Annotated in this window: 14 protein-coding genes; 3 read left to right on the forward strand and 11 right to left on the reverse strand. The window is 73.3% G+C overall.

The features are described 5' to 3' along the window. Nucleotides 1–9: 9 nt before the first annotated feature. Both AMK31_RS18095 and AMK31_RS42130 read left to right on the forward strand, forming a co-directional pair. Nucleotides 10–903 carry a LysR family transcriptional regulator gene (locus tag AMK31_RS18095; protein WP_073941571.1) on the forward strand — a complete coding sequence of 298 codons (894 nt, stop codon included), beginning with the start codon at nucleotides 10–12 and terminating at the stop codon, nucleotides 901–903. Nucleotides 904–1,040: 137 nt separating this feature from the next. Continuing rightward, nucleotides 1,041–1,427 carry an RRXRR domain-containing protein gene (locus AMK31_RS42130; RefSeq protein WP_274535966.1) on the forward strand — a complete coding sequence of 129 codons (387 nt, stop codon included), beginning with the start codon at nucleotides 1,041–1,043 and terminating at the stop codon, nucleotides 1,425–1,427. A 238-nt stretch (nucleotides 1,428–1,665) separates the two neighbouring features. On the opposite strand, the gene AMK31_RS18105 is transcribed toward AMK31_RS42130, so the two are convergent. Beyond that, nucleotides 1,666–2,766, reverse strand: a complete 1,101-nt coding sequence (locus tag AMK31_RS18105) for a citrate synthase 2 (RefSeq protein WP_073941572.1) — start codon at nucleotides 2,764–2,766, stop codon at nucleotides 1,666–1,668. Between the two features lie 278 nt (nucleotides 2,767–3,044). Here AMK31_RS18105 and pdxH point away from each other — a divergent pair, with 278 nt between their 5' ends. Then, a complete protein-coding gene (pdxH, locus tag AMK31_RS18110; RefSeq protein ID WP_073941573.1) occupies nucleotides 3,045–3,716 on the forward strand; it encodes a pyridoxamine 5'-phosphate oxidase in 672 nt (223 codons plus the stop codon). 13 nt (nucleotides 3,717–3,729) lie between these two features. On the opposite strand, the gene AMK31_RS18115 is transcribed toward pdxH, so the two are convergent. The 10 genes from AMK31_RS18115 to AMK31_RS18160 all read right to left on the reverse strand — a co-directional run bounded on the left by AMK31_RS18115 (nucleotide 3,730) and on the right by AMK31_RS18160 (nucleotide 14,983). Beyond that, nucleotides 3,730–4,290, reverse strand: coding sequence for a hypothetical protein (locus AMK31_RS18115; protein ID WP_073941574.1), 561 nt, complete (start codon nucleotides 4,288–4,290; stop codon nucleotides 3,730–3,732). A gap of 38 nt (nucleotides 4,291–4,328) precedes the next feature. Next, on the reverse strand, nucleotides 4,329–4,886 hold the full coding sequence (locus AMK31_RS18120; RefSeq protein WP_073941575.1) for a hypothetical protein: 558 nt from the start codon (nucleotides 4,884–4,886) through the stop codon (nucleotides 4,329–4,331). A 2-nt stretch (nucleotides 4,887–4,888) separates the two neighbouring features. Beyond that, complete coding sequence (locus AMK31_RS18125) at nucleotides 4,889–5,491, reverse strand: TetR/AcrR family transcriptional regulator (RefSeq protein ID WP_073941576.1); 603 nt, start codon at nucleotides 5,489–5,491, stop codon at nucleotides 4,889–4,891. A 4-nt stretch (nucleotides 5,492–5,495) separates the two neighbouring features. After that, nucleotides 5,496–6,230 (reverse strand): enoyl-CoA hydratase family protein, encoded by a 735-nt coding sequence (locus tag AMK31_RS18130; RefSeq protein WP_073941577.1) that lies wholly within the window; start codon nucleotides 6,228–6,230, stop codon nucleotides 5,496–5,498. After that, nucleotides 6,227–7,795: a 4-coumarate--CoA ligase family protein gene (locus tag AMK31_RS18135; protein ID WP_073941578.1), complete on the reverse strand. Its 1,569-nt coding sequence runs from the start codon at nucleotides 7,793–7,795 to the stop codon at nucleotides 6,227–6,229. The genes AMK31_RS18130 and AMK31_RS18135 overlap by 4 nt, the downstream gene beginning before the upstream one ends. A 46-nt stretch (nucleotides 7,796–7,841) precedes the next feature. Next, nucleotides 7,842–8,975: an acyl-CoA dehydrogenase family protein gene (locus tag AMK31_RS18140; protein WP_073941579.1), complete on the reverse strand. Its 1,134-nt coding sequence runs from the start codon at nucleotides 8,973–8,975 to the stop codon at nucleotides 7,842–7,844. 80 nt (nucleotides 8,976–9,055) lie between these two features. Next, the gene (locus tag AMK31_RS18145; RefSeq protein WP_073941580.1) at nucleotides 9,056–10,906 is read right to left on the reverse strand and encodes an acetyl/propionyl/methylcrotonyl-CoA carboxylase subunit alpha; all 1,851 of its coding nucleotides are present in this window, start codon (nucleotides 10,904–10,906) and stop codon (nucleotides 9,056–9,058) included. Nucleotides 10,907–10,914: 8 nt separating this feature from the next. After that, nucleotides 10,915–12,513, reverse strand: coding sequence for an acyl-CoA carboxylase subunit beta (locus tag AMK31_RS18150; protein ID WP_073941581.1), 1,599 nt, complete (start codon nucleotides 12,511–12,513; stop codon nucleotides 10,915–10,917). Continuing rightward, on the reverse strand, nucleotides 12,510–14,186 hold the full coding sequence (locus tag AMK31_RS18155) for an acyclic terpene utilization AtuA family protein (protein WP_073941582.1): 1,677 nt from the start codon (nucleotides 14,184–14,186) through the stop codon (nucleotides 12,510–12,512). The genes AMK31_RS18150 and AMK31_RS18155 overlap by 4 nt, the downstream gene beginning before the upstream one ends. Further along, nucleotides 14,183–14,983 carry a TIGR03084 family metal-binding protein gene (locus AMK31_RS18160; protein ID WP_073941802.1) on the reverse strand — a complete coding sequence of 267 codons (801 nt, stop codon included), beginning with the start codon at nucleotides 14,981–14,983 and terminating at the stop codon, nucleotides 14,183–14,185. The genes AMK31_RS18155 and AMK31_RS18160 overlap by 4 nt, the downstream gene beginning before the upstream one ends. Between the last annotated feature and the right edge of the window lie 773 nt (nucleotides 14,984–15,756).

Genomic DNA, 15,756 nt, shown 5'->3' on the forward strand with positions numbered 1-15,756 from the left:
GCCGGAGACATGGCCAGCCCTCTGCTCCCCCTCCCCCAGCTGCACGCCTTCGTCGTACTCGCCGAGGAACTGCATTTCGGTCACGCCGCCGCCCGCCTCGGCATCGCCCAGCCCCCGCTCAGCCAGCAGATCCGACGCCTCGAGGACAAGGTCGGCCACCCCCTGTTCACCCGCGCGCCCGGCCCCGTCGCCCTCACCCCGGCCGGCCGGGAACTGCTCCCCGCCGCCCGCCGGGCGCTGACCGGCCTCGCCGACGGGCTGGCCGCCGCGCGCGCCGCCGCCGAGGGCCGCACCGGCCGCCTGCGCATCGGCTTCGCCGCCTCCCTCGCCCTGACCGTGCTGCCCGGCCTGCTCCGCACCCACCGCGACCGCCACCCCGGCGTCCACCTGGACATCCGCGAGATGACCACCGGCCCGCAACTGGCCGCCCTGCGCGACGGCACCCTCGACGTCGGCCTCCTCCGCGAACCCCCAGAGCACGATGAGGACCTGTCCTTCCGGACGATCCTGGAGGAGCCCTTCGTCGCCGTCCTCCCCGCCTCCCACCCCCTGGCCGCGCGCCACCGCGCGCTCCCCCCGGCCGCCCTGGCCGGCTCCCCCTTCGTCCTCCTCCCCCGCGAGGCCGGCCCCGGCCTCCACGACCGCATCACCGCCCTGTGCGCCGACGCCGGATTCACCCCGCGCGTCACCCAGCACGCCGTCGAATGGCAAACGGTCTGCGCCCTCGTCGAAACCGGCCTCGGCGTCTCCCTGGCCCCCGCCGCCATCCGCCGCATCCGCCTCACCGGCATCACCTTCCGCCCCCTCCCCGCGACCACCCCCCGCACCACGGTCTCGATCGGCTGGCGCTCAACCGACGAAAGCCCTCTGGTGAGAAACCTGCTGGCCACGGTCACCGCCTGACCGGAACAGGGTCCCGATGAGTGATTTCTCGGATGTGTGGCACTCCGACCAGCGCCGATCGCTAGCGTGATCAGCACACGAGAAGGGAGGTCACTCGCTCCCCGGCCACCATCCGGAACCCGTCTCCGACCGAGCGGGTGCAGAGTGACCAGCCCGGCCACCCCGCCACCGCGCGGGGCACCGACGGGAAACATGGGCGAGGGGAGACCGGCGGGCGTGGCACCAAGGCCCGCCGGCGTCACGCCGGGGTCGCTGTCAACGCAGCGACGACGGCAGAGAACGGGAGCGGTGACGCTCCCGGACACGAGCTGTCCTACCAGGGCGGTGTCGGCGCGGGCGGGGTCCTCGTCCTCTCCAAGGAGGGCCGGCCACTCATGCCCTGCCACCCGGCACGCGCCCGAGAGCTGCTGGGCAGGGGCCGGGCCGTGGTCTCCCGGCACATGCCTTTCACGACGCCGCCCGCCGGGAACCCGTACCGCCCATGCCTAGGAAAACCACTTGAACGCCTCCAGGACGCTTCTTAGGCTGGCGCGTACACCGGAGAGGAGGTGATCGGGTACATGAGTGAAACCCGGACGCGTGAGGTGGCTGCGGGCTAGCGGCCCGTCACCACACTCAGTGCGGTGCCGGACCAGCGCGTGTGCGACGCGTGCAGCCGGCCCAATCTCAAGCAGTCACCCGACCCGCGAGCTGCCGGTACGTCCGACCGGCTCCTCCTTCAGGAGGACCAGGCTCGCGGGTCGTCTGCGTTCTCGGGGGCGGTCAGAGGGCGATGTCGGAGTAGCCCTCGATGTCGCGCGGGTCGCGGGGGCCCGGGCCGATGTAGCGGGCGGAGGGGCGCACGAGGCGGCCGGTGCGCTTCTGCTCCAGGATGTGCGCCGACCAGCCCGCCGTGCGGGCGCAGGTGAACATCGAGGTGAACATGTGCGCCGGGACCTCGGCGAAGTCCAGCATGATCGCGGCCCAGAACTCGACGTTCGTCGCCAGGACGCGGTCCGGGCGGCGGTTGTGCAGTTCCTCCAGGGCCGCCTTCTCCAGGGCTTCGGCGACCTCGAAGCGGGGGGCGCCCAGTTCGCGGGCGGTGCGGCGCAGGACGCGGGCGCGGGGGTCCTCGGCGCGGTAGACGCGGTGGCCGAAGCCCATGAGGCGTTCGCCCTTGTCGAGGGTCTTCTTGACGTACGCCTCGGCGTCCCCGGTGCGTTCGATCTCCTCGATCATGTGCAGGACGCGGGAGGGGGCGCCGCCGTGCAGAGGGCCCGACATGGCGCCGACGGCTCCGGAGAGCGCCGCGGCGACGTCCGCGCCGGTGGAGGCGATGACGCGGGCGGTGAAGGTGGAGGCGTTCATGCCGTGCTCGGCCGCCGACGTCCAGTACGCGTCGACCGCGGCCACGTGCTTGGGGTCGGGCTCGCCCCGCCAGCGGATCATGAAGCGTTCGACGACGGACTGGGCCTTGTCGATCTCGCTCTGCGGGACCATGGGCAGGCCCTGGCCGCGGGCGGACTGGGCGACGTAGGACAGGGCCATGACGGCGGCGCGGGCCAGGTCCTCGCGGGCCTGCTCGGCGTCGATGTCCAGGAGGGGTTTCAGGCCCCACACGGGGGCGAGCATGGCGAGCGCGGACTGGACGTCGACGCGGATGTCCCCGGAGTGGACGGGGATGGGGAACGGCTCGGCGGGCGGCAGGCCGGGGTTGAAGGCGCCGTCGACGAGCAGGCCCCAGACGTTGCCGAAGGAGACATGGCCGACCAGGTCCTCGATGTCGACACCGCGGTACCGGAGGGCACCGCCCTCCTTGTCGGGTTCGGCGATCTCCGTCTCGAACGCGACGACTCCCTCGAGTCCGGGTACGAAGTCGGACATCAGGCGGCTCCTCGTGATGTGTGCGACGGGTGGTGGGCGGGCGCGGACGTGGGTGCTGACGTGGGCGATCGCCCCGTGGATCCACGGCCTGTGGGCGGCTCGCGGTCCCGAGCGGTCACTCGGGTGATGCCCCGTGCGTTCGGCGGTCACCCCACCGGGACGGCATCTGCACGATATCCCCGAGTGCCAGCCTTGGGGAGGTTTCGCGGCACTCAGTGCCACGCAGTGATGAAGGACACCGTGGCGTACGGCGGTAGGGCATACGGCAAGATGACGACGTGACCGACCACGACGCCGTCCCCGCTCCCGACCCCGCCGCGATGCGCAAGCACTACCGCGAGGAGGGGCTCGCCGAGGCCGATCTGGCCGCGACGCCGGTGCAGCAGTTCGCGCGCTGGTTCCGGCAGGCGGCGACGGAGGGCCGGCTGTTCGAGCCGAACGCGATGGTCGTCTCGACGGCGGACGCGGACGGCCGGCCCAGCTCGCGCACGGTGCTGCTGAAGCAGTTCGACGAGCAGGGGTTCGTGTTCTACACCAACTACGACTCCCGAAAGGCGCGGGACCTGGCGGAGAACCCGTACGTCTCGCTGCTGTTCCCCTGGTATCCGATGGCCCGGCAGGTCATCGTCTCGGGTGTGGCCCGGCGGACCGGGCGGGACGAGACGGCGGCGTACTTCCGGACCCGGCCGCACGGTTCCCAGCTGGGCGCGTGGGCGAGCGCGCAGTCCTCGGTGATCTCCACCCGGGCGGATCTCGAAGCCTCCTACGCCGAGCTGTCGGCCCGCTACCCGGAGGGCGAGCAGGTGCCGGTGCCGCCGCACTGGGGCGGGTTCCGGGTGGCGCCGCAGTCGGTGGAGTTCTGGCAGGGGCGGGAGAACCGGCTCCATGACCGGCTGCGGTATGTGGCGCGGGCGGACGGGAGCTGGCGGGTGGAGCGGCTCAGCCCCTGAGCCGGGCCGCGGGTCAGATCTTGCCCTGGAGGAACACCGTGCGGTGACCTTCCAGGAAGCCCGATATCCGGGTGCGGAAGTCCTCGCTGAGGGCGGGCCAGTTCCAGAACTCGAAGCCGAGGCGGGCGAAGGCGAAGACGTCGTCGCTCCAGGTCCAGGCGGGCAGGGGGACGGTCGCCGCGCAGGCGGGGCAGTCGACGTCGGCGGCCCCCGTCTCGTCCCAGGTGCCCATGGCGGTGCTGAAGCGGGCCGAGACGTCGTCCGCCACCGTGGTGGTCCCACCGCAGCGGGGGCAGGTCACCGCGTGCGTGTCGGAGTCGCCGAGGCTGTAGAAGACCTTGGGCCGGGTGTGGACGGCGACGCCCTCCGGCGAGCCCCAGCGGGCGTCGGTGACGGCCTTGTGCCAGTCGGGGCCGGGCGGGTGGGCCGGGTGCTCGCTCAGGGCCCAGCCCGGCGCGGCTTCGGCGAGCACGATGCCCTCGGCGACCAGCCACTCGACCACGCGTTCGGCGAGGCGTGCCGCGTCCTGTGCCGACGCGTCCGGGTCGGCGATCGTCTGGAACGTGTCCCCCATGCCGCGCACCGTAGCGCCCGCCACTGACAACGCGCGGGTCAGATCCCGCCCAACAGGTACACCGTGCGGTGGCCGTCGAGGAGGTCGGTGAGCCGGGCGTGGAATGCGGGGGTGAAGTCGGGCCAGTTCCAGAACTCGAAGCCGAGGTGGGCGAAGGCGAGGGGGCAGTCGTCCCACGCCCAGTCGGGCAGGGCGACGGCCGCGCCGCAGGCGGGGCAGTCGACGGACGCGGTGCCGGTGTCGTGCCAGGTCTCCATCGCCGCGTTGAAGCGCGGCCAGGCGTCCTCGTCCAGGGGCGTGGCGGCCGCGCAGCGCGGGCAGACGGCGGCGCCGGGCATGTCGGGGCCGCTGTGGAAGCAGGTGCGCCCGGTGTGGACGGCGAGTCCGTCGGTCGGGGCCCAGTCCCAGTCGTCGGTCGCGTACCGCTGCCAGCCGGGGCCGGGTGGGTGGCCCGACGGCAGGCCGAGGACGCAGTCGGTGCGCTCGGCGAGGACGACGCCCTCGGCCGCCAAGGCGCCGACGACGCGCCGGGCCAGCCGGGGCGTCTCGTCGGCGGTCGCGTCGAGGTCGACGAAGACCTGGAACCAGTTGCCCACGGTCAGTCCAGCGCCCCGTCCAGCAGCGCCGCCCACTGGGCCACCACCCGGTCGCGGCGCGGGGCGTCGTCGGTGAGGAGGTTGGCGAGACCGAGACCGCGGGCCATGTCCAGCAGGCCCTGCACGGTCTCACGGACGCCGGGGCGGGTCTCGTCGGCGCCGAGGAGTTCGACGGCGATGCGGTGGGTCTCGCGGCCGACGCGGGCTTCGAGTTCGGTGACGCGGGGCCGCAGCTGCTCCTCGTCGGAGGCGGCGACCCACAGGTGCAGGGCCGCGCGGAAGAGGGGTCCGGTGTAGAGGTCGACGAGGGCGGCGACGACGGCGTGGCGGTCGCCTGCCGCGCCCTCGGGGAAGAGGGCGCGCAGGGCGCCGGAGCGTTCCTCGGCGACGTACTCGACGGCGGCGGTGAACAGGTCCTCGCGGGTCGGGAAGTGGTGCTGGGCGGCGCCGCGGGAGACGCCGGCGCGTTCGGCGACGACGGAGACCGTGGAGCCCGCCCAGCCGTGTTCGGCGAGGCAGGCCACGGCGGCGGCCAGCAGCCGCTGCCGGGTGGCCCGGCTGCGGTCCTGCTTGGGGACGCGGTCGACTGTCGTCACTGCACTCATTCCGTCACAGCACCCATTCGGGATCCCGTCGTTCCAGGAAGGCCGTCATCCCCTCGCGGGCGTGCGGTGAGGAGAACAGCCGGGTCGAGAGCGCGGTCAGTTCGGCCGCGTCCCGGTCGAAGGCTTCCAGCACCCTAGCCGTGAGCAGCCGTTTCGTCTCGGCCAGGGCCTCGGGTGCGGAGCGCCTGAGGCCGTCGAGGACGGGGGCGAGTACGTCGTCCACGTCGTCGCCGGCCGCGGTGAGCAGGCCGATACGGGTCGCCTCGGCCGCGTCGAAGCGCTCTCCGGTGAGGTAGTGGCGGGCGAGGGCGCGGGGGTCGGTGCGGGGCAGCAGGGGCAGGGAGATCACCGCGGGCGCGACGCCGATCCGCACCTCGGTGAAGGCGAACGTGGCCGTGTGGGCGGCTACGGCGATGTCGCAGGCGGCGAGCAGGCCGAGGCCGCCCGCGCGGACGTGTCCGGTGACGCGGGCGACGACCGGTCTGGGCAGTTCGACGAGCTGCCTGAGGAGGGCGACGAGGGCGTCGGGGTCGGGCGGGTCGCGCAGGTCGGCGCCCGCGCTGAAGGTGTTGCCGGTGTGGGTGAGGACGACCGCGCGGACGTCGTTGTCCTTGCCGCACTCGGTGAGCGCGTCGGCGAGTTCGCCCACGAGGGCCGCGGACAGGGCGTTGCGGTTGCCGGGCGAGTCCAGGGCGAGGGTCTCGACGCCCCGTGTGCGCGTACGGCGGATGAGGCTCATGTCCGCTCCCTGAGTTCGCGGCGGAGGATCTTCCCGGAGGTGGCCCGGGGCACGGTGTCGATGAAGGCGACCTGGCGGACGCGTTTGTAGGGGGCGACGCGTTCGGCGACGTACATCAGGACCTCTCCTTCGGAGAGGCCGGCCGCGTTCGGCTGGCGGACCACGTACGCGCGGGGGACCTCGTTGCCGTTGTCGTCGTAGACGCCGATGACGGCGGCGTCGGCGATGCCGGGGTGGGTGAGGAGCAGCGCCTCCAGTTCGGCGGGCGCGACCTGGAAGCCCTTGTACTTGATCAGTTCCTTGACGCGGTCGACGACGAACAGCCAGCCGTCGTCATCGACGTGGCCGACGTCTCCGGTGTGCAGCCAGCCGTCGGGGTCGATCATGGCGGCGGTGGCGTCGGGGCGGCCCAGGTAGCCCTTCATGACCTGGGGGCCGCGGATGAGGATCTCACCGCTCTCGCCGGGGCCGAGGTCCTTGCCGGGGTCGTCGAGGGAGACGATGCGCATCTCGGTGCCGGCTATCAGCTTGCCGACGGCTCCGGCGGGCGCGTCCCGCATGGCGTCGAGCGGGACGACGTGGGTGCCGGGGGACAGTTCCGTCATGCCGTACGCCTGGCCGACGGGCGGCAGGTTCAGGCGCCGGGCGCAGGCCTGGGCGAGGTCGGCGTCCAGGGGGGCGGCGGCGCTGATGACGTACCGCAGGGAGGACAGGTCGTACTGGGCGACCAGGGGGTGCTTGGCGAGGGCGAGGACGATCGGCGGGGCGACGTACAGGCCGGTGATGCGGTGGTTCTGGATGGCGGCGAGGAAGGTCTCCAGGTCGAAGCGGGGCAGTACGACGACGGTGGCGCCCTTCCTGAGGGGCGCGTTCATCAGGGCGGTCAGCCCGTAGATGTGGAAGAACGGCAGCACGGCGAGGATGCGCTCGCCGGGCTTGGCGTCGATGGCGGGTTCGAGCTGGGCGAGGTTGGTGGCGATCTGCCGGTGGGTGAGCATCACGCCCTTGGGCGTGCCGGTGGTGCCCGAGGAGTACGGCAGGACGGCCACGTCCTCGGCGGGGTCGATGGCGACGGCGGGCTCGGGGGCCGTGGACGCCAGCATGTCGATCAGCGAGCGGTGTCCGGGCGCGCTGTCGCAGACGAAGATCTCCCGGACGCCGCCCGCGAGCCGGGCGGCGCGGCGGGCGGTGTCGAGCAGCGGGGAGACGGTGACGATCCAGCGGGCCGCCGAGTCGCCGAGCTGTTTGGCGAACTCCTCGGCGGTGGCGAGCGGGTGCACCGTGGTGACGGTGGCTCCGGCGCGGGTGGCGGCGTAGAACGCGGTGGGGAACGCGATGGTGTTGGGGCTGTGCAGGGCGAGGACGTCGCCCTTGCGGACGCCGGCCTCGGCGAGCGCGGCGGCGACCCGCCGGTGGAACCGGTCCACCTGCTCGTACGAGAGGGTGGTGCCGTCGGTGCCGTCGATGAGCGCGGGCGCGTCACCGAATTCGGCGGCCCGGCCGAGGACCGCCTCGTGGATGGGCAGGTGGACGGGCGGGACGTCTGCGTACTCGCTGCGGAACATCGGTTCCTCCTCGCACAACGCTGTGCCGGACGGGACGCGGGCGGTGTCAGTACGACTTGGGCAGACCCAGGGTCTGGTGGGAAACGTAGTTCAGGATCATCTCCCGGCTCACCGGTGCGATACGAGCCACGCGTGCGGCCGTGATGAGCGAGGCGAGGCCGAACTCGCGGGTGAGTCCGTTGCCGCCGAGGGTGTGCACGGCCTGGTCGACGGCCTTCGCGCAGGCCTCCCCGGCCGCGTACTTGGCCATGTTGGCGGCCTCGCCGGCGCCCGCGTCGTCCCCCGCGTCGTACAGGTGGGCCGCCTTCTGCATCATCAGGCGGGCCAGTTCGAGGTCGATGTGCGCCTGCGCGAGGGGGTGGGCGATGGCCTGGTGGGCGCCGATGGGGGACTTGAAGACGGTGCGGTCGCGGGCGTACTCGACGGCCTTGCCGATCGCGTAGCGGCCCATGCCGATCGCGAACGCGGCGGTCATGATGCGCTCGGGGTTGAGGCCGGCGAACAGTTGCAGCAGGCCCGCGTCCTCGTCGCCGACCAGGGCTTCGGCGGGCAGCCGGACGTCGTCCAGGGTGAGTTCGAACTGCTTCTCCTGCGCGGCGAGTTCCATGTCGATCTTGCGGCGTCCGAAGCCGGGCGCGTCCCGGGGGACGATGAACAGGCAGGGCTTCAGGCGGCCGGTGCGGGCGTCCTCGGTGCGGCCGACGATGAGGGTGGCGTCGGCTATGTCGACGCCGGAGACGAAGACCTTCCGGCCCGTCAGGAGCCAGTCGGCGCCGTCGCGGCGGGCCGTGGTGGTGATGCGGTGGCTGTTGGATCCGGCGTCGGGCTCGGTGATGCCGAACGCCATGGTGCGGGTGCCGTCGGCGAGGCCGGGCAGCCATGCGCGTTTCTGCTCCTCCGTGCCGAAGCGGGCGATCACCGTGCCGCAGATCGCCGGGGAGACGATGAGCATGAGGAGGGGGGCGCCGGCGGCGCCGAGCTCTTCGAGGACGATGGAGAGTTCGGCGATGCCGCCGCCTCCGCCGCCGTATGCCTCCGGCAGGTTGACGCCGAGGTAGCCGAGTTTGCCTGCCTCGGACCAGAGTTGTTCGCGGACGTGGTCGCGGCCGTGGCGGGCGCCGAGGGCGGCTACCGCGTTTCGGAGGGCCTTGTGGTCTTCGGATTCGATGAGGGTGGTCACTGAGCTCCTTCGGACTGCGGGTTATCCGTGGTTGATCGCGCTCACGCGGCGGAGCCGCATATCGATACAGCCCCGCGCCCCTAAGGGGCGTCTGTGTCGACGACCGCCAAGAGTGCGCCCAGCTCCACTTGCTGTCCCGGCGTCGCGTGCAGCGCCGTCAGCGTTCCCGTCGCGGGGGCTGCGATCTGGTGCTGCATCTTCATCGCCTCCAGCCACAGCAGGGGCTGGCCGGCCTCCACGGCGGCTCCCTCGGTCAGGCCGTCGGCGATGCGGACGACGGTGCCGGGCATGGGGGCGAGCAGGGAGCCCGGGGCGTGCTGGGCGGTCGGGTCGGGGAAGCGGGGAAGGGCGTGCAGAGCGGTCTGGTTGACGTGGACGGTGTCGCCGTACCGGGCCACCGCGTACTTCCGCCGTACGCCGTCCACTTCGAGGACGACGAGACGTGCGTCGGCGTGCAGGACCCGCACTCCGTCGGCCTCCAGGCCGCCCGCGCGGGTGTGCCGGTAGCGGACCTCGTGTTCCTCGCCCGCCATCGCGTACCGCTTGGTCTGCGGCTGGGACGGCACATTGCGCCAGCCGCCGAAGCGGGAGCGGCCGTGGGCGTCGGCGAGGGCGGCGGCGAGCGGGGCGTGCGGATCGGGGGCGGGCTCGGTCAGTTCGGGCAGGTGGCGCTCGTAGAAGCCGGTGTCCATGGCGGCGGACGTGAACTCCTTGTGGCGCAGGGAGCGCACCAGCAGGTCCCGGTTGGTGACCGGGCCGTGGACCGCCGCCTCCGCCAGGGCGCCGGCCAGCTTGCGGACGGCCTCCGCGCGGGTGGGCGCGTGGGCGACGGCCTTGGCGAGGAGGGGGTCGTAGTGGACGCCGATCGGGTCGCCGTCGGTGTAGCCGGTGTCCAGGCGGACGGAGTCCGGGACGGCGAGGCGGTGCAGGGTGCCGGTCTGCGGGGCCCAGCCGTTCGCCGGGTCCTCGGCGTAGAGGCGGGCCTCTACGGCGTGACCACGCGCGCGTGGCGGGTCGTCGTCCAGGGCGTGGCCCTCGGCGACGCGGATCTGCAGGGCGACCAGGTCGACGCCGAAGACGGCCTCGGTGACGGGGTGCTCGACCTGGAGGCGGGTGTTCATCTCCAGGAAGTGCGCCTTGCCGCCGGCGACCAGGAACTCGACCGTGCCGGCGCCGGTGTAGCCGACCGCGCGGGCGGCGCGTACGGCGGTCGCGTGCAGGTCGTCGGCGAGTTCGGGCGTCAGGCCCGGCGCCGGGGCCTCCTCGATCACCTTCTGGTGGCGGCGCTGGAGGGAGCAGTCGCGGGTGCCCAGCGCCCACACCGTGCCGTGCGTGTCGGCGAGGACCTGCACCTCGACGTGCCGGCCGTCCTCCACGTACGGCTCGACGAACACCTCGTCGTCGCCGAACGCGGCCAGCGCCTCCGCGCGGGCGGCGGTCAGCTCGCCCTCCAGGTCGGCGAGGCGCCGCACGACCCGCATGCCGCGTCCGCCGCCGCCGGCCGCCGCCTTCACCAGCACCGGCAGGTCGGCGTCGGTGACGTCCCGCAGCGGGGCGATGCCCAGCAGCTCCTTGGCGCGGGTCTTGGACGCCATGGCCTCGATGGCCTCCGGCGGCGGGCCGATCCACACCAGGCCCGCGTCGAGGACCGCGCGGGCGAAGCCGGGGTTCTCGGAGAGGAAGCCGTAGCCGGGGTGCACGGCGTCGGCGCCGGCCGCGAGGGCCGCCTTCACGATGAGGTCGCCGCGCAGGTAGGTGTCGGCGGGGGCCGCTCCCGGCAGTCGTACCGCCGTGTCGGCCACGCGCGCGTGGAGGGCGCTTTCGTCGGCGTCGGAGTACACCGCGACCGTCCGGATTCCCAACTCACGGCAGGTGCGGAAGACGCGGCAGGCGATCTCGCCCCGGTTGGCGACGAGCACAGAAGTGATCACTGGGTCCCTCACATCCGGAAGACGCCGAAGCCGCCCCGCACACCCTCGTAGGGCGCGGTGTGGACGGCGGACAGGCACATGCCGAGGACGGTGCGGGTGTCGCGCGGGTCGATGACGCCGTCGTCGTACAGCCGCCCGGACAGGAACATCGGCAGCGACTCGGACTCGATCTGCTGCTCCACCATCGCCCGCAGGGCGGCGTCGGCCTCGTCGTCGTACGGCTGCCCCTTGGCGGCCGCCGACTGGCGGGCGACGATCGACAGGACGCCCGCGAGCTGCTGCGGGCCCATCACGGCCGACTTGGCGCTGGGCCAGGCGAACAGGAAGCGCGGGTCGTAGGCCCGCCCGCACATGCCGTAGTGCCCGGCGCCGTAGGAGGCGCCCATGAGCACGGACAGGTGCGGCACCCGCGAGTTGGAGACCGCGTTGATCATCATCGAGCCGTGCTTGATGATGCCGCCCTGCTCGTAGCGGCTGCCGACCATGTAGCCAGTGGTGTTGTGCAGGAAGAGCAGCGGGATGTCGCGCTGGTTGGCGAGCTGGATGAACTGGGCTGCCTTCTGCGACTCCTCGCTGAACAGCACCCCCTGCGCGTTGGCGAGGATGCCGACCGGGTAGCCGTGCAGGCTCGCCCAGCCGGTGGCCAGGCTGGTGCCGTACAGCGGCTTGAACTCGTCGAAGTCGGAGCCGTCGACGATCCGGGCGATCACCTCGCGCGGATCGAAGGGGATCTTCAGATCGCCGGGGACGACGCCCAGCAGCTCCTCCGCGTCGTACTTGGGCGGCTCGGCCGGTCCGGGCTCCGGGTACGCCTTGCGGTGATTGAGGCGGGCGACGACCCGTCGTGCCTGCCGCAGGGCGTCCCGCTCGTCGACGGCGAAGTAGTCGGCGAGACCCGACACGCGCGCGTGCATCCCGGCGCCGCCCAGCGACTCGTCGTCGCTCTCCTCACCGGTGGCCATCTTCACCAGCGGCGGCCCGCCGAGGAACACCTTCGCCCGCTCCTTGACCATGATCACGTGGTCGGACATGCCGGGAACGTACGCGCCCCCGGCGGTCGAGTTGCCGAAGACGACGGCGACGGTCGGGATGCCGGCGGCGGACAGCCGTGTGATGTCCCGGAAGATGGCGCCGCCGGGGATGAAGATCTCCTTCTGGGACGGCAGATCGGCGCCCCCGGACTCCACCAGGCTGACGCACGGCAGCCGGTTGGCGAGCGCGATGTCGTTGGCGCGCAGGGCCTTCTTCAGCGACCAGGGGTTGCTGGCACCGCCGCGCACGGTGGGATCGTTGGCGGTGATCAGGCACTCGACGCCCTCGACGACACCGATGCCGGTGACGAGCGAGGCGCCGACGGCGTAGTCGCTCCCCCACGCGGCCAGCGGGGACAGCTCAAGGAACGGGGTGTCCGGGTCGAGCAGCAGCTCGATCCGCTCCCGGGCGAGCAGCTTGCCGCGCCGCCGGTGCCGTTCGACGTACTTCTCACCGCCGCCCGCGAGGGCCTTGGCGTGCTCGGCGTCGAGTGCGGCGAGCTTGGCGAGCATGGCCTCGCGGTTCGCCGCGTAGGCGGGGTCGTGGGTGTCCAGGGCGGTCGGGAGAACCGTCACAGCAGGGCCTCCGGGATGTCCAGGTGGCGGGAGCGCAGCCATTCGCCGAGGGCCTTGGCCTGCGGGTCGAAGCGGTGCCGGGCGGCGACGCCCTCGCCGAGGATCCCCTCGACGACGAAGTTCAGGGCGCGCAGGTTCGGGAGCGTGTGGCGTACGACGGTCAGCTCGGCGGTCTCGGGCAGCAGCCGCCGGAAGACGCCGACGGTGAGGGTGCTGGCCAGCCACCGCCAGGCGTCGTCGGTCCGCGCCCACACCCCGACGTTGGCGTTCCCGCCCTTGTCCCCGCTGCGGGCCCCGGCGACGAGGCCGAGGGGCGCGGAACGGGTGGGGCCGGGAGGCGGCGGCTCGGGAAGTACCGGTTCCGGAACCATCTCCAGCGGGCGCGTGACGTGGGGCGGGGCTACGGCGACCCGGCGCCCGTCATGGAGGACGGCCACATGGTCGACGGCACCATGGGGGACGTACACATCCTCGAACACCCCATATGGCGCGCCCTTCTCCGGTGGCGCCAGCACATGGAAGCCGGGGTAGCTGGCGAGGGCGAGTTCCACGGCGGCGGCGGTCAGCGGCCGTCCGACGGTGGCCTGGTCGGGGTCGCGGACGACCAGCCGGAGCAGGGCGCTGGCGGTCTCCTCGGTGCCGGCGTCGGGCCGGTCGGTGCGGGACAGCTCCCAGCGGATCCCGGCGGGCGGCGACTTGGCGAGGGCGTCGGCCATCTGCTCCTTCACGAGCGCGGCCTTCTCCTCGATGTCGAGCCCGGTCAGCACGAACGCGACCTCGTTGCGGAAGCCGCCGAGCCGGTTGACGCCCACCTTGAGGGCGGGCGGCGGAGCCTCCCCGCGGACGCCTTCGATCCGCACCCGGTCGGGCCCGTCCTGGGCGAGCCGTACGGTGTCCAGCCGCGCGGTGACGTCCGGGCCCGCGTACCGGGCGCCCCCGGTCTCGTACAGCAGCTGAGCGGTGACGGTGCCGACGTCGACGAACCCGCCGGTGCCGGGATGCTTGGTGATCACCGAGCTGCCGTCCTCGTGGATCTCGGCGAACGGGAAGCCGGGCCGGCGGACGTCACCGTCCCGGAAGAAGGCGTAGTTGCCGCCGGTGGCCTGCGTCCCGCACTCCAGCACATGCCCGGCGACGACGGCACCGGCGAGCCGGTCGTACTCCGTCGGCTCCCACCCGAAGTGGGCGGCGGCGGGCCCGGTGACCAGCGCGGCGTCCGTCACCCGCCCGGTGACCACGACGTCGGCGCCCTCGCGCAGGGCGGCGGCGATCCCGAAACCGCCGAGATAGGCGTGGGCGGCGAGGCTGCCGGGGTGATCGGCGGTGAGGTCGTCGCCCTCGACGTGCGCGACCCGCACGGGTATGCCGAGCCGGCCGGCCAGCCGCCGTACGGCGTCGGCGAGCCCGGCGGGGTTCAGCCCGCCGGCGTTGGTGACGACGCGGACGCCCCGTTCGCGGGCGAGTCCGAGGGTGTCCTCCAGCTGCCGCAGGAACGTACGGGCGTACCCGGCGTCCGGGTCCTTCAGCCGGTCGCGGGCCAGGATCAGCATGGTCAGCTCGGCGAGATAGTCACCGGTGAGGACGTCCAGCTCACCGCCGGTCAGCATCTCGCGCAGGGCGTCGAAGCGGTCGCCGTAGAAGCCGGAGGCGTTGCCGACGCGGAGCACGCTCACCGCGCGTCCCCCTTCGCCGGGCGCCCCGCGCCGGGCGGGCCCGCGAAGGCCTGCGCGATGTCGAGCCAGCGGTCGGCGTCCGCGCCTTCGGCACGCAGGGCGAGGTCGGCGCGGTTCGCCCGCTGGGTGACGAGGAGGCAGAAGTCGAGCGCGGGCCCGGTGACGCGTTGCGGGGCGTCTTCGGGACCGTAGACCCAGAGCTCGCCGGAGGGGGCGGCGAGCTCGACGCGGAAGGGATCTTCGGGGACGGGCACTTGATGCACGACGTGGGCGAAGTCCCGGGTGCGGAAGCCCAGCCGGGCGATGTGGCGCAGCCGGTCGGTGGGCGGGCGGGTGACACCGAGCGCGTCCGCGACGTCGAGCCCGTGGGCCCAGGTCTCCATCAGGCGGGCGGTGGCCATGGACGCGGCGGACATCGGCGGGCCGTACCAGGGGATGCGGGCGCCGGGCGGAGCGGCGCGCAGGGCCTGATCGAGGGCGGTACGGCCCTCCCGCCAGCGGGCCAGCAGCTCGGCGGGCGGCATCCGGGCGCCCTCCTCCGCGCCCTCGTCCACGAAGGAGTCCGGCGCGGCGAGCGCCTTCTCCACCAGCTCCCGGAACCCGCCCTCGTCCGTCACCGCGAGCAGCGCGGAGTGGTCGGTCCAGGCGAGGTGAGCGATCTGGTGAGCGACGGTCCAGCCGGGCGCGGGCGTCCGAAGCGCCCAGCGCTCCGTCCCCAACTCGGCCACGGCGTCGTCGAGTTCGTCGCTTTCGGCACGGAGGTCGTCGAACACGGACAGGGGCGTCGGGTCGGCCATGAGGGGGAGCATGGCAGCGGGGGCAGAAACAATCAAGCGTGCTTGCATGAATTGGGCTGGATGGAGTGGCCGCGTGCTTGGGATGTGGCTGTTGGGGCCGCCCGCTTCTTGGTCAGTGTCGTGCTTCCGCGCCCCGAGTAAAGGGCGCTGCGCCTACGGCTCCGCGTCGGCTCCGCCGATGGGCCTGCGGCCCACCCTTGACTCGGGCCGCTCCAGCCCGGGGAAGAAGCGAGCGGGCGGCCCGGAAAGACGGGGGCCCAGGCAGACGCCGTACGTGTTGGCTGGGATGCGGGCCGGGGTCGGGGGCGCGTCGGCGCCGCAGGGGCACACCGGGTGGGCTGAGCGGCCACCGGTGGGTGGGGGCTGGGGGTGCGCGTCAGCGCCTCGCCGGCACGCCGGGTCGGCTCAGCGGCCACCGGTGGGTGGGGGCTGGGGGCGCGTCAGCGCCTCGCCGGCACGCCGGGTCGGCTCAGCGGCCACCGGTGGGTGGGGGCTGGGGGCGCGTCAGCGCCTCGCCGGCACGCCGGGCGGGCTCAGCGGCTGTCCGCCGGTGGGAGGGGGTGGCGGCCGGGGTCCGGTGGGTGGAGCTGGCCACCGGAGGACGGGGCGGGGCAGGGCAGGGGGTCAATCGGTACCTTTGGGCCACCCCGCCAGGGCCACCCCCTGCCGATACCGAAGGCCCCGCTCCTCACCCGGTGTCCCAAAGCTTCCAACACCACCAACGAACCACCACCGACCGCGCAGAGAACAAGGGGCCGACCAGCCCCCGCCCA

The organism is Streptomyces sp. TSRI0107, from assembly GCF_001905845.1.
Taxonomy (GTDB): Bacteria; Actinomycetota; Actinomycetes; order Streptomycetales; family Streptomycetaceae; genus Streptomyces.